Genomic DNA, 14,355 nt, shown 5'->3' with positions numbered 1-14,355 from the left:
TCGATTTGAAAAACTGGTGAAGCTTACTGCTAAAATAAAGACTGTATACTCGTCGTTGAGTTACAGTCTTGTTTGATTTATTTATACCGATTGACCGGTCTGAGGTGATGGGGACGACTGTGGAGCCTGGATGTCAAGGCTGCGCAGATGATGATTGGTCAGCCCGATGATCAGACAAACGGCAAACAAGGCAGCGGCAAGACCGAAGCATACTTCCACGCCGATTCTGTCAGCCAGAATACCTACTCCGCCATAGGTTAACGGGATGGAGATGTTAAAGGCCATGGAGCTGATGCTGTTGACACGCCCCCGAAGCGGAGACGGAACCAGCAGCTGGAACAAGGTGCTCATCGGGATCACCGTGACTGTTACGCCAAAGCCCAGGATCAAGTTGCCGAAGCAAGCCGGCCAGAGAGCGGAAGAGAATGCGATCACACACATGCCAAGGCCTTGAACCCCCAGACCGCAGGAGAACCAGACACCAATTCTCCGGGGAGACCTGCTGCCGACGAACAGTCCGCCCAGAAGCAGCCCCACAGCTATAGCTGCATTGAAAATACCAAGCTCGCCGGAACCGCCTTTCAGCAGCTCACCGATCAGCATGGGGGGAAGCACATTGCTTGGCCCTAAGGCAATATTGCTGAGCGTACCGAGTAGGATAAGCACGAGCATGGCCGTTTGTCCCCGCAGCCATTGCCAGCCCTCGCGGATTTCCGCGAAGATGGACAAGCCGGTGGCGGCGCGGGAATTCTTCCCGGCCTTGCCGCGTTGCTTAATATGCTGAATCAGAGCAAGCGAGACGATAAAGGTTGCCGCATCCACAATCACAGCCCCTGAATTCCCAATAGAGGCCACCAATATTCCACCCGCAACCGTTCCAAGAATACGGGTGATTTGCAGGGAAACGGACAGCAGTGAATTGGCTGAGATGAGATAGGTTTTATCCGCGATGAGCTCGGGCAGGAAGGAGCTCTGGGAGGTAGCAAACAGATTGCCCATAATCGATAAGCCGACTGTGATCAGATAGATATGCAGCAGCTGAAGCTGCCCGGTGAGCATGAGTACAGCAAGGGTTCCGGTGAGCAGGGCCTGAGCGGCATCGGCGATCTGCATCAGAATCTTTTTGTTCAAACGGTCTACCCAGGCGCCAATGAATAAACCGAGTATCATTTCCGGCAGGAACTTGGCAACAATGACCATCCCCACCTGGAGCGAGGAGCCGGTCATCGAGTACACGAGCCAGCTGATAGCCAGATTGTATAAGGAATCCCCGAAGACGGAGCTGGCACGGGCCAGCCATAGATAGCGGAAATCGGCATTATGTTTTAACAGGAGTCTGTAATTAGGTTTGCTGATTGCGGGGTTCAAGGAATAGCACACCTCCTTCATAAAGCGATCTTCAAGCTTCTGCTGCCGGTAACCGTTTCAGCCGCAGAAACCGGTTCGAGATACAGTGTTGCCATAGCTCAGTATGGAACTCATGCTGCGCCGATTGCTGCAGCAGCTCCGTTAAACTTAAGCCAGGTACGAAATTCCGCAAAAACTCGATCATGGGTACAGGAAACGGAAAAAGAGTGCCATCCCGCCGGACGAACAGCTGCTGCTCTTTGGGCTGCGGGTAACTGGAGCAATCCGGTTTCCATTGCCCAAGAAGTTCAGTTATATTTTGCGCGGTGACTGCCTTTCCTTCGCATTCGGATCTGTCCAGAATGTTATCCAGGTTCTTTTTGTTAAAAAGCTTGTGGACCGGAAGGTAATAATGTCCCTCTAGAAGGTGTCCGTTTAATTCCAAAATTGAGTTCTCGTTAGCTGCCGTCTGAGTTGTCCCGCTGATGACCTGGAGGACCTTGTTCCCGAAACGGTCGTGATAGAACATCGAATGCGCAGTATCCACTCCCCCCACCCAGGGACGGTCAAACAGGTTGCTCCTGAGGGATGCTTTGGCCTCTGTCAGCTCCTTCGGTCCCCAACGGGAAGAATTTGCAAGCAATTGCGTTTGCTCACTGTAATACAGCCTCCAGGCGACATCTTCGCCCTCAAAAGGCCGGATATCCTGAATGCCGAAACGCTCCGGTTCTTTGGCTATAATGGCACCTTTGGTTAAGACGAACTGGCCAAGCCCGCCAAAAGTCCAGTGCCTGCTGTTATGCTGCAAAAAATCAACTGAACTCAGGGCATCGTCAACCGTTTCCGTAGGAAATCCGGTAAATCCCATAATTTGTACGCCGATGCCGGCTTCGCTGAACATTTGAATCGTTTCCTGAAGCCGGTCAACCTTGGTTCCTTTATTGATCAGATTCAATATACGCTGGTTGCCGGATTCAAATCCGACCGAGATGGCGGTACATCCGCTTTGCTGAAGCAAAACGCAGCGTTCCGGTGTCCAGTATTCCTCTAACCGGATCTCCGCTCCCCAGCGGAGGTCGAGTCCTTCTTCCAGAATCGCTGCCGCCAGCTTAAGCAGTAAGGCCGGAGATAACACATCCACTGAGAAATAGATATATTTGTAGGTGACGGCGAGCGTCCTCAAATCTTCCATTATCTTATCCAGCGGGTATTGCCGCCAGGGACTGGTAGGCGAATCGGTATTTAAGCCATAATCACAAAAGGTGCACCGGTTCCAATAACATCCCCGCGAAGGAGAATAGTAAATGAAGGGAAAGGGGGATAAGTATTTCTCCCAGGGCAGCTTGCTGTACTCCGGCACCGGAAAGGAGCAGATATCTTCGTATTTGATTTCCAGAGCGGAGGCACCATGCACCGCCTGATACCGGGGATGCAGTGCAATATTCGGTGACGCAGGCAGCGGTTTATGGTGCTTCAATGCCTGGAGGATAGAGACCAGTGCACTTTCACCTTCGCCGATAATGCAGGCGTCTGCAGAGTCAAATACAGCATAGAAATCGCTTTTGTTCAAAATATATTTCCAGTAATCTGAGACGGCAGTACCGCCAAATATAATCCGGATTTCCGGGCAGCTCTTCCGGATGTGCTGCGCCATGCTGAGCGCGAAAGGAAGTTGGGCGACATAGGTGATGCTGATCCCCACGAGAGAGTAGCCGCCTGTGATGATGCCGGGAATCAATTCGTTCCTGAAATAGTCGGTGAAAGGTCCGGAGATCACTTCGGTAATTCGGGTATCGCGCATATCCAAGGAGTTAAATACATTGAAAAATCCGCTGGTGGCTAAGCTGAACCCTCTGAACTGCCCCGGGAAGCCCTTTAGAGATAAGGCATCCATCCAGAGCATTACAGTCTCAACGGCGCTGGTATACAGCCTGTAGTCAAAAAATTCTGTTTCATCACGGAAAGTATGTAGCGCGGCTGGCAGCGCCCCGGCAAAATTCATGCCTCGTACTTTGAGCGCGTAATAAAGCTCCATCTGTTCAATGGGCGCGGGTTGTTCCAGTGCTTGAAGCTGCGCAGTCCGTTCATTTATATATTGCATTGTTTTTTCGATTTGCTCAGGCGTTACGGTATACAGCCAGGAGTCTATATTACTATCAATAATATCAATATCTTCAAAGCCGAATTGCCGCGCATAGCCCGCCAAGCAACAAAGGCTGTGATAACCTGAAGTAGGATCGCTGACCGGAGGGTATATCAGCGCAGTTTTTACCATTCCAAAACCTCCATCATGAAGAGAATTCCTCCTCATTGGAAGATTCAATGAGGAGGATGGGCTGCGGAGAGTTACTAGTGAATGTTATTGACGTTGTTCTGGCGTGTCACATCGTTATCAGATGCTTCGGTGACTTCCAAAATAGCTGCAAGCAACTCTTTTTCTTCCTTTTTCATGTAAATTCACCTCCTTTAGCTAATTAAAGAGATTATATGCTATAAAATACCATTAGACCTATGAGTTAGCAGATTGACGATGAAATTAATTACAGATAAACTATTAAATTGGGTATTTCTGTGTAATTTCGCTCAAGCCTAAATGAATACTCACTCTGTTGTTACGGGAAGAATGTATGCAAGAGAATATCTGGAAGGAGTGGGCGCTAGATGAAAGTTGCAATCATGGGGGCAGGAATTTCGGGGCTTGCCTGTGCCATTACACTTGAGAAGCATGGAATAGAACCAGTAATTTTTGAGAGCCGCAGTATGATTGGAGACCGGTTTGTGAATGCCGAAGTGCTGCTCTCCATGTTCACCCGTCCCGTTAACGACAGTATCGCTTACTTATCGGAGCAATACGGTATATATCTTCATCCGGCTGCCGGCATTTCAAAGTTTACATTTTATTCGAAGCATGAGCAGGCTATTCTGGAAGGGCAGCTAGGCTTCACGAACATTCGTGGAAGACATAAGAATTCGTACGAAGCACAGCTGGGCCGGCAGGTTAAGTCGAAAATCCATTATAGATCTGACAAAACGTATGAGGAACTGCTTGCAGACTACACTCACGTGGTGTTGGCAACGGGGGACAGCGATTACGCGAAGAAAACCCGCAATTTCAGGGAAGATCTGACGGTTTCGGTCAAAGGAGCAACGGTTGAGGGCCAATTCAATCCGTATGAGGTTAAGGCTTGGCTGGACTACGACCTCGCACCTTTCGGATACGGATACCTGATTCCATTCTCGGAGAATGAGGCAAACCTTGTCATTGCCATTCCTGATCTCCCTGAGATGAATACCGGTATAGAAACTCTATGGGAGCGTTATTATCTCAAGGTACAAGCGGAACTCCAGCAAGCGCTGCCTATCACGGACCAATTCCAAATCACCGGTTACCCACTAGGGGTATGTCACTCCGGCAGGATCGGCAATACATTTTATGTCGGTAATTGCTTTGGGGCAATGATGCCGTTCATGGGCTTCGGGCAGCATACCTCCTGGATGACAGGAATTTATGCCGCCCAGGATTTATGCGGTTTGGGTAATTATGAGGAGCTTACCAAGCCGATCAGAGAGAGCTATGAGAACTCGATTGTCTTGCGCAGGACGATGGAACATCTCTCGGATGAGACCCTTGATCTCATTATCCGTAATCTCGACAGCTACTTGGGCAAAAAATTGCTAACAAGCCTAAAGCTTAATCCTTTAAAAATAGCAAGTTATCTGCTTCGTCCCTATATTAAGCTGAAGAGCTAATCATTTTGACTTAAAAGCTTCAGTAAATCATTTCTCAGCTGCACAATTTCCCTGTTTGCACTATCCGCGTAATCCGGCAGCAGCATATCCCGTACCATTTTAGTCCGCAGCCATAGCATAAAGAAAAAATCCAAAATCAAGTTTGGGCATATAAGCACCATTTTAAATCCAGCAGGGTTAATAGTAACGCCAGCTTGTTGGATGGCCCTTAAATACTTTTTTAAGGTGACTGTTATTTGGTGTGCCGTTTGTCTGGTTCTGACTGTTTTTTCGTCAATGATCTTATGGTCAGAGTGTAAAACACTAAGCAATGCAATGTCCGATACGGAATGTGTTATGAGATACGCCTTCATATCCTTATTCATTGTGTAAGGAAGCTTTGCTGTTTTAAATAATTGTGCGAGGTTTTCTACACGTTCTGTCACTACACCGTTTATTTCGCCAAACATAGTAGCTATCAGAATCTTTGGCGGGAACCGGGCATACAAAATCCCCTCTTTAATCTGTCCGCCGGCCCCGGGAAAAGCCGGTAAAAGTCTGTCTCCCACAATATCCAGCCACGAAGCAAATCCAATCGAATTATTAGTCATGGTAACAATATTTTTGCTTTGATTGTTTTTAAGTGCCAGCAATGCGGATTCGGCTTGATCGTAGCGAACGGTTACCAAAATAAAATCATATACATCATCATTTTCAAGCTTATCTATGACTTTTACCTGTAACGCTTTAACGGCACCTTTCTCATTATATTGCAGACCTTTCTCTTTCAAGGCTGTGAACCGGTTAGAACGTGCAAACAGAGTAACATCCACCCCTGCTTCAATGAATTTGATTGCATACGCGCTCCCTATAACACCTGCACCAAAAATCAAAATTCTATTTTGTTTTACTGGCATAATAATCCTCCTATTTTTCTAACATTCCGGTATTGACTATCCAACAACGTGTTGTATGATGTGATCATAAAGCTTTAGCCTTCCCTCATCAACCATCAGTTTTTTAGGATGTGTCGGATGATAATCTTGTCTGCAAAGGAGTATGGAATGAAAAAGCAGCCCGAAATCACGGAAAAAACGAAACAAAATTTCATAGATGTTTTTTGTGAGCTATATAGCCAAAAGCCGATTGAAAAAATCTCGGTGCAAGAGATTGCGAAGAAGTCGGGATATAACCGCAGCACCTTTTATCAATACTTCACTGATATTTACGAATTGTTGGACTCTGTTGAAAATGATTTGTTGAATTACATCAAAGAAGAGTTGGCGAATAAAAAGCTTTCTGCCTATACTGTTCAGGATGCGCTTCATTGTCTGGAAAACCAGGAATATCTCTCGGTCCTCAAGGCCCTCCTGGGTGATTATGGCAGTATCCGTTTTATAGAACGCTTGAAAAGAGAAATGATCCTGGATAGATTGGATTTAAACGTTCCGCACAACGATTCCTTAAAGCCATACTTGATTGAGTTTCAGATCTCAACCTCACTTTCTCTGCTTCGACTATGGCTTCAGCGGGAAAAGGATTTACCGCCGGAAGAATTCCACAGGTTAGTGGACAACCTATATACAGCGGGGGTAACGGCCTATTCTCAGAAATGACTCTGCTCAGGCCAATTGGACAGCAAGCAGAGTGGCTCCATGCACTATTGAATATACAAAGAAACCTCTCTTTTGAAATGGTTGTGTGGAAACTCCATTTGACTAAAAGAGAGGTTTCTTAATTTGTTTTTTTAAGATTGTTGATACACACACGATGATCCTACTCCAAAAAAAGGGGCTTATTAGCTACCCAAACTAACTTCAGGACCGCTCTGAACCTCTGTACTTATGGCATCGGTAAACGTATCGGTAGTGTGGAAGTAGTAGGAATGCTGGCCGGGAGGCAGCTTGATGGTATATTGATAGACTCTGCCGTCAACATAGTTAGTGTCACCCGGATTAGCAGGCTGCATGGTCCGGACAACGCCGTCCAAGACAAGCTCCATGGCAAATGGGGCCTGATTGTCCACATCTGTATAAGTGACTGTGAAAGTAAACTCGGTCTGCGGCGTGCCTGCTGTATGATTTACGCCTCCTGAAGTTAACGTCGGCGCACTTCCGCTGACCTGATTGGTCGCCTTAATTTCATCAATCAGCATTTCTCCGGCAGTGACACTATTTTGTTTCAGCCAAATGGACAGCTTCAGCGCCTTTTTATCAATGGCTGGAGTCAGTGCATTCAGATCAAATTGCAGATCGTTCCAGTCCGATGGAACCTCGGCCCAGCCTCCAGTCAGATTGTACGTTCTTTTGCCGTCATTGATTTCAATCCGGGTTCTGAGATCAGGCGAGGCCGGATTCTTAAGCGTAATATTCAAATACCGGTAGCCGCTCAGATCGACCACATCATTCCACGGCTGGAATTTAGCCGCTGAATTCACTGCTGAGGGAGTCTGGGCGAATTTGCCGGCTGAACGTCCGTCTGCGGTAAGCTTGGTGAACGTTCCCGTGCCGCCATTCTGATTATACCAGTTGACCCAGGTCGTGTTGGCCGCAGAACCACCCCAGAAGCCGCCGCCTCCAAAATCATCATATAACAGCGGAGTGGAGGGGTCCGGCAACGCCGGAGCAACAGTGTAATGAGTGGAGCTGTAGGTGTATCCGCCGGAAGAGTCCTTCGCACGAACATCTACTCTCCGGTTGGTGTAGGGCAAGGATTGGCTCTCATCAATGACAGCAGCGTAAACCGCACCGCTTACAGTTGAATATACATTACCGGAGACGGTCATCGGCTGATAAGGCAATCCGGCTGCCGCATACTCTACCTGGCTCAGACCATCCCCAGCCTCAGCAAAAACAGTTACATCTCCGCGGACCCATTCTCCAATTACCGGAGAGAGTAGCGGCAAGGCGGGCGGCTTCGCGGTGTTGTCCGCACCTGTTCCCGGAGTTGCACTCAGTCCCATGACTGTGTATAGGAGTCCTGCCTGAATACTGATACTGAACTCGTTATACCGCCACTGATTCGTATCATCCAGATAGAGGGAACGGTCCTCGTACCAGGGGCTTATACTGGTTCGATTCTTAGGATCTTTCATATTCGGTCCGCTGACCATGGCGCCGGGAAAAATAATCCCTGTATCACCCGCAGTATTGGAATCCTCATTGTAGCGGGTATGCGGGAACATCACATGATGGGTGCCAATGCCGGAGACCCAGCTGATATTCCACGGATTCTCTCCGAACAGCCAGTACATGCCGTTCACCACCGCCTCCAGTGCTGCCGGGTCACCAAATAATTCATAGTACCGCAGCAGGTCCCCTAAATAAGAAGCATGAGGTTCGTTTACGCCGAAGTTTTTGAACTGGTTGAGTACACCATACGGTGTATCATCTGAAGTGGAGAGGAAGAAATCCGCTTGCCCTTTTAACAAACTGTGAATATGAGACTGTGTTGCAGCATCGGCAACCGGGTAGAACTCAGCCATGGACATTGGGCTCATATCCCAGTAGTTCGTGGATGAAATGTCACCCAGCGTTAAGGCGTTGATTGTAGCGGAAGCTGAATTCCTATACTGGATCTCGCCGGTCAGCAAGTACAGCTCCACATCAGCGAGCAGCTTGGAATTGGGGATGCCTCCTCTGGTAGAGTAGGAGCCTATGGGACCGTCAGGATGGGCAACCACGTATTCATAAAAGATTACAGCTGCACTCTCGCATTGATCGGCAAAATCCGTGAGTTCTGCAATCCTGGCTGACGCGATATCGCCTTCGTTAACCGCTGTGCGGATCGCGCGCGCTGTAGCAGCAAGTGTACCCGCTGACTTGGCAGAGCCGCCGACGCTTAAATCGGTCAGCTTCCGGTCATCCGCTGTACCGGAGATATTGTCGGTAGATTTCTCCGGGTGTACAAAAGACGCGTTGTTCCTGAGATTATACATTTCCCCGCCAAGCTGATCCGCGAACTTGATGAGATATTCGCTGCCGAAGACAGCTTCATCTACCAGGTCCGGGATGCCATTGCTGTCGTTATCATACTTCACGCTGTCTTTGTCCGCATAACGCGTATAAGCAAGTGCGATCTCCGCGCCGACCCATTGGTTACCGCCATATTTGCCGTAATCACCGGCATCGTACCAGCTGCCTGTCAGATCATAATGGGTCAGGCCGTCCGCAGACTGGGCATCATCCAGGTGTCCCGCGGCATGGTAGAGCTTGGCGGAAGGAGCTACACTGCTGTAACCCTCAGGATAAGCATCACTGGTGGCTACTGAGGCACGCAGAAGACGGTAGAAGGCTGTCATTTCATCCTTGTATTGATCCCACAGGTTAGGCGTGATTTCAAAAGGATATGAATATTGCTGATTACTTCGCACCCTGTAGTTGTTCCCGGCATCCGTGACGGAGGAGAAACCGATAGAATAGACATGCTTATTCCAATAGAAGCCCTCGTAAGTCATGGTACCTGAAGACACGACATTTGATCCATCCAAGATTTCATAAGTGGCATCTGTGACGGTTGTAGTTGAGATGAATTTGGCGTACTTGATATCGTCTGCACTGTAGCCGGCTTGGCTCACTACAATATCAACCACAGAAGAGGAATTGACTACGCTCAAATTGTGAATTCCGGTCTTGACTTCATTCGAAGTCGTATCTGTGGTACGGAAATAGTAGGAATGGGCTCCCGCCGGAAGCTTGGTCATGAACCTGTAATCTTTTCCATCCGTGTAGGTTACATCAGCTTGATCGGTTTCGCGCATAGTATAGGCCGTGTCATCAATGATCACCTGGACGGCATAAGGCGCTTCGTTATCCGGGTCGGTATAAGTGGCATCGAAGGTGAAATTAGTGTTCTGGTTATAGCTGCCATCTGTATCCGCACTCATCACAGCCGGGCTTAACTGAGGCGCGGTACCGCCGGAGGCCGTGGTAAACACGATATCATCGATCAGCATTTCCCCGTAAGTCCCGCCGGCTTGTCTAAGCCACACCTCCAGTTTGACTTTCTCCTTCTGAATCTTGGGCGACAGGGCATCCAGATCAAACTGCAGGCTGGTCCAGGTATTCGTTGCAGATACATAACCGCCGGTAAGATTGTAATTGGTGATGCCATCGCTTATGACAACACGAATGAGTGACTGGGCATAACCTGCATTTTGCAAAGACAGATTCATATAACGGTAGCCCGAGAGGTCAAAGGTCTCGTTCATCGGCTGAAACTTGGCCCAGGAGGTGGAGGAGCCTGGGGTTTGTGTGAACTTTCCAATCGTGCGGGTGCCTTGGACCGTCTTGGTGAACGTACCGCTGCCCCCGTTCTGATTGTACCAGTTCGTCCAATTTTGTTTGAACAGCCCCCCGCCGGCAAAATCATCATACAGAAGAGGGTGGCCGGGTCCCGGCAAGGGGTTAACCGCTGCTGCGGCAGGCCGGGGAGACAGAGCAACAGCACTTATGATCAACAACAGACTGAGGCATACCGGTAATAACTTTTTGAGTCTCCCGGGGAATAGGCTTGATCTGAACATCTGTTTAACCTCCTCATAGTCGGATAGTGTGAACCCTAATCTCCTTTCCTTATTTATGTAAACGCTTGCAAAAAGAGCATAAAAGAGTTACTATCACTAATCGATGATGAATTACAGGAAATATGTGATCTATACTAGGGCTGTAACGGTTTCGAACCTATGAAACAAAGGTCTTTCAGAGCCAGGCGGTTAACAATCCTGATATAGATCACACAAAAGATGAAATAGATCATCTACCGGAATTTGCAGCGAGTGTACTGTGATACAAAAGGGGGGAGCATCATGTATAAAATTCTCGTGGTAGACGATGAGCCGAGAGTGAGTGCGGGGATCAAGAACTTCCTGCTCGCTTCGGATATGAACATCACTCATGTTGAAACGGCAATCAATGGGTTCGAAGCGATTGATTATCTGCGGATGGACCGCTTTGATCTGGTGCTGACCGATATACAGATGGGCCGGATGAGCGGAATTGAATTAATGGAGAATATCTATATGGAGCAGTGGAATGTCCCGGTGATTGTCATTTCCGCCCATGAGAAGTTTGATTTCGCCAAAAAATCGCTCCGGCTGGGGGCAAAGGATTATCTGGTCAAGCCGGTAGAGCGAACAGAGCTGCTGCGGGTAGTCCGCAAAGCGTTAACCCAGAAAGAGCTTCCGGGAAAAAGCCTTGAGGCGGAAAGCAGGCCGATACAGGACCAATCCAGGCGTAATGAGTGGCTGATGGAGCTGGTTACAGAGCGGAATCTGACCCGTAAGGATATTGAAGATGTGACCAGTGAGGTGGGAGAGCTATTACAAGGACAATTCTTCGGCGTGATCTCCAGCCGCATTGATTATAGCCAGGCCGGCTTCAGCCAACAGAAGGTCACTCTGCATGACCGCAAATTATTGAAATATGCGGCGATTAATATTATGAATGAAACCTTGATGGAGTGGAATGGTTTGACCTTCAACGGCTTCGGCCATTCCATCATCAGCATTATCCAGTTATCTGCCGAAGAAATGGGCGATCCCCGGGTTAGAGTACACTCGCAGATCCATATGATCGGGCAGATGATCGCCATGAATATGAAGCAGTATCTGAATGTGGAGGCAACGATCGGCCTCAGCACTTTGGGCGGAGATGTATTAATGCTCCCCAGGCTGATGGAAGAAGCAGACAGTGCGGCAGAGTGGACCAAAGTCCATCCCGGACAAAGAGTCTTCTATTATCACGATATAGCCGTGCAGGACAATCTGAGTATGGTGGTCTGGATGAGCAAGGTCAGTGAATTCATGGAGCAGATGAAATCAGCGGTAGAATCCGCAGGGTACGTGAATCCGCAAAGCATCCTTGGCCAGCTGCCGGTGTCTGAACAGTCGCAGGAGGTCACGAACAGCTATTGCGGGATGCTGATCTACCGGATTTACGGGCTGCTGGTCGAATACGGACAGGGGAACGGGGTTTCCCTCTATGATTTCAATCCGGATATGGTGTTCCAGGGACTTAGCGGACAGCAGAAACTGGAACGGCTGCACCGGTACATTGAAGATTCGGTTGTTTTTTTGCAGCAGCTCTCTAAGGCCAGAGATCAGAACGTGATCTCGCGGATTACCAGCTACATCCAGAAGAATTACCGTAATCCGGCGCTGAAAATCCAGGATATTTCCGAGGAGGTTCATTTCAGCGCAGCCCATCTGGGTTATATTTTCAAACGTGATATGAAAACAAACCTCTGGGATTATGTAACGGCCCTGCGTATGGAGGAAGCCCGGCGGCTGATGATTACCACGGACAAGAAACGGTATGAAATCGCCTTTGCGGTAGGGTATGAGTCGCCTGAGCACTTCAGCCGGATGTTCAAGAGAATGCTGGGGCTCACACCGGCAGAATTCCGCAAGCAAGCCAGAGGAGGGGAACCGGACTGAAGCTGAAACTGAAGCATAAAGTCACCCTGGCATTCCTCGTATTGATTGTCCTCCCCTTTATAGTAGTAGGCTGGATTTCAGCTTATGTGGCTGTAGACACCATCAAGGAAGAAGTCGGCAGTACAACACTCCAGCTGGTTAAACAAAATCATGTGACGATCGACAAAACCATATCCGCGATCAATGACAGGACGGTCACACTGCTGGATAATCACTTTTTCAGTAATCCGGCGGGGTACAGCTTCTGGACCGGAATTGACACACTGAATGAAATCCAGCAGGCCGATAATATTCTGGAGAGCTGGTCTACCGGGGGCACAGAATATGCAATATATATGAGAAATATTGAGCGTAGAGATACGCCTTTTGATCTTTCCCATAAGACGAAGGGATTCAAGTATTTGGATAATGATGCGGGCGGATTACCTGACGCTATGGTAAGCAACATGGATGACAGCGGAGGTGGAGCACTGCGCATTACGCATGCAGAGACCGGTGAGCAAACGATCTCGTTCATGCGCAGTATTCTCAATCCCCGGGACTATAATGAGGCCATCGGCCTGCTGGTGGTCAACAAGGTAGAGGTGCTTTTAACCCGGGATATGGTAGCAGTTGAGGTACCGTCTGCTGCCGGTATCTTCTTATTCAACGACAAGGATGAGCTGTTAATGTCCGCCGGTTCAGGCAGCATTTCACTGGCCGAGATTGACAGGAATATCGGACCTGCGGCGCCTTACGGCTTCACCTTTGCGGAAGAAGGCGGGGAAGAGTGGCTCTATGCCTATTCGGACAGCTCGAAATTCCATACCAGATTATTGTACAAAATCCCCTTAGCGTCCATTACCGGTAAACAAATCTGGCTGCAAAATATGCTCGTCATTATCTCCGTCGTTTTTTTAGCGTTTGTCCTCACGTTTGTTCTCTATTTAGTGCGGCTTGTCGTTAAGCCCGTAGTGAAGCTCGTCTCGGTTATGAAAATTTATGAACCCGGCAAAACGCTGTCATGGACGGAGGAGCCGCTTAGGCATGATGAATTTGGCATTCTATATGGATCATTTGTGAAAATGACCAAAAGGCTGGATTATTCGATTGAAGAAAATTATGTGATGCAGCTGAAACAGAAAGAGTATGAGCTGCTGATGCTCCAATCCCAGATCACGCCCCATTATCTGTACAATACCCTGGATTCGATTTACTGGTACGCGCTGGATAGCGGAAATACCGAGGTTGGCGAAATGGTCCGTGACTTGTCCATGCTGCTGCGTATCGGCCTCAGTAAAGGCCGGAAAATGATTACAGCCGGGGAAGAGCTGGAGCATGCCCAGGCCTATACACGGCTGCAAGAGAAACGTTACCCTGACACCTTCGAGGTCTGCTGGCAGATCGATGAAACATTGAGAGGCTATGAAACTCCCAAAGTCATTATTCAGCCTCTGATCGAAAATGCCATTATTCATGGCGTGCGCGGAATGGATGGGGAAGGAGAGATACGGGTATCTGCCGTTCAAAGTGAAGATACCCTCCGCTTCATCGTAGAGGACAACGGGCATCTGCCTGTAGATCCGGATGAACTCTCTGCCATTATGCAGGAAGAGCATAGTCCGAAGGGATATGGCATCAGAAATGTGCATCAGCGGATCCAGCTCCATTACGGGGAGGCGTATGGTTTGACCTATGAACGAAGTGTGGAGGGGTGGACACGGGCAATCATCACCCTGCCTTTGCGCAAGCCCCCCGAATGAGGTACTACCGGCTATGGGCGTTTAAAAGATCACGTTTTTACGGGAATGCATCATCGTAGCCGTGTAGAGATGGTTCTATAATAAGTCCATGAAAGGAGTAAT

General features: G+C 48.6%; 8 protein-coding genes. 4 read left to right on the top strand and 4 right to left on the bottom strand.

Features of this window, described 5'->3' with window-relative positions; all coding sequences use genetic code 11:
* Positions 1-81: 81 nt before the first annotated feature.
* Both QW71_RS01640 and QW71_RS01635 read right to left on the bottom strand, forming a co-directional pair.
* Positions 82-1,368, bottom strand: coding sequence for an MFS transporter (locus tag QW71_RS01640; protein ID WP_039292226.1), 1,287 nt, complete (start codon positions 1,366-1,368; stop codon positions 82-84).
* A 31-nt stretch (positions 1,369-1,399) separates the two neighbouring features.
* Entirely contained in the window at positions 1,400-3,622 is a 2,223-nt protein-coding gene (locus QW71_RS01635; protein WP_039292223.1) for a B12-binding domain-containing radical SAM protein, read from the bottom strand.
* A 386-nt stretch (positions 3,623-4,008) separates the two neighbouring features.
* On the opposite strand from QW71_RS01635, the gene QW71_RS01630 reads away from it, so the two are divergent.
* On the top strand, positions 4,009-5,097 hold the full coding sequence (locus QW71_RS01630; protein ID WP_039292220.1) for an NAD(P)/FAD-dependent oxidoreductase: 1,089 nt from the start codon (positions 4,009-4,011) through the stop codon (positions 5,095-5,097).
* Here QW71_RS01630 and QW71_RS01625 read toward each other — a convergent pair.
* Positions 5,094-5,993: a ketopantoate reductase family protein gene (locus tag QW71_RS01625; protein WP_039292217.1), complete on the bottom strand. Its 900-nt coding sequence runs from the start codon at positions 5,991-5,993 to the stop codon at positions 5,094-5,096. The genes QW71_RS01630 and QW71_RS01625 overlap by 4 nt on opposite strands.
* A 147-nt stretch (positions 5,994-6,140) precedes the next feature.
* Here QW71_RS01625 and QW71_RS01620 point away from each other — a divergent pair, with 147 nt between their 5' ends.
* A complete protein-coding gene (locus tag QW71_RS01620; RefSeq protein ID WP_039292382.1) occupies positions 6,141-6,692 on the top strand; it encodes a TetR/AcrR family transcriptional regulator in 552 nt (183 codons plus the stop codon).
* 182 nt (positions 6,693-6,874) lie between these two features.
* Here the strand turns inward: QW71_RS01620 and QW71_RS01615 are convergent, their stop codons facing one another.
* Complete coding sequence (locus QW71_RS01615) at positions 6,875-10,600, bottom strand: glycoside hydrolase family 9 protein (protein ID WP_039292213.1); 3,726 nt, start codon at positions 10,598-10,600, stop codon at positions 6,875-6,877.
* A 282-nt stretch (positions 10,601-10,882) separates the two neighbouring features.
* Between QW71_RS01615 and QW71_RS01610 the strand changes: the two genes are divergently transcribed.
* Positions 10,883-12,511, top strand: coding sequence for a response regulator (locus QW71_RS01610; RefSeq protein WP_039292211.1), 1,629 nt, complete (start codon positions 10,883-10,885; stop codon positions 12,509-12,511).
* An 86-nt stretch (positions 12,512-12,597) separates the two neighbouring features.
* Complete coding sequence (locus QW71_RS01605) at positions 12,598-14,253, top strand: sensor histidine kinase (protein WP_039292208.1); 1,656 nt, start codon at positions 12,598-12,600, stop codon at positions 14,251-14,253.
* Positions 14,254-14,355 lie beyond the last annotated feature (102 nt).

Origin of the sequence: Paenibacillus sp. IHB B 3415, from assembly GCF_000802655.2 — a bacterium.
Classification (GTDB): domain Bacteria; phylum Bacillota; class Bacilli; order Paenibacillales; family Paenibacillaceae; genus Paenibacillus_AQ; species Paenibacillus_AQ phytohabitans.
This window is presented reverse-complemented; position numbering and strand designations above follow the sequence as displayed.

Bases quoted from the DNA above. Each gene is read 5' to 3' on its own strand.
- QW71_RS01615 (WP_039292213.1), bottom strand. From the start codon at position 10,600: ATGTTCAGATCAAGCCTATTCCCCGGGAGACTCAAAAAGTTATTACCG.
- QW71_RS01635 (WP_039292223.1), bottom strand. From the start codon at position 3,622: ATGGTAAAAACTGCGCTGATATACCCTCCGGTCAGCGATCCTACTTCA.
- QW71_RS01620 (WP_039292382.1), top strand. From the start codon at position 6,141: ATGAAAAAGCAGCCCGAAATCACGGAAAAAACGAAACAAAATTTCATA.
- QW71_RS01610 (WP_039292211.1), top strand. From the start codon at position 10,883: ATGTATAAAATTCTCGTGGTAGACGATGAGCCGAGAGTGAGTGCGGGG.
- QW71_RS01625 (WP_039292217.1), bottom strand. From the start codon at position 5,993: ATGCCAGTAAAACAAAATAGAATTTTGATTTTTGGTGCAGGTGTTATA.
- QW71_RS01630 (WP_039292220.1), top strand. From the start codon at position 4,009: ATGAAAGTTGCAATCATGGGGGCAGGAATTTCGGGGCTTGCCTGTGCC.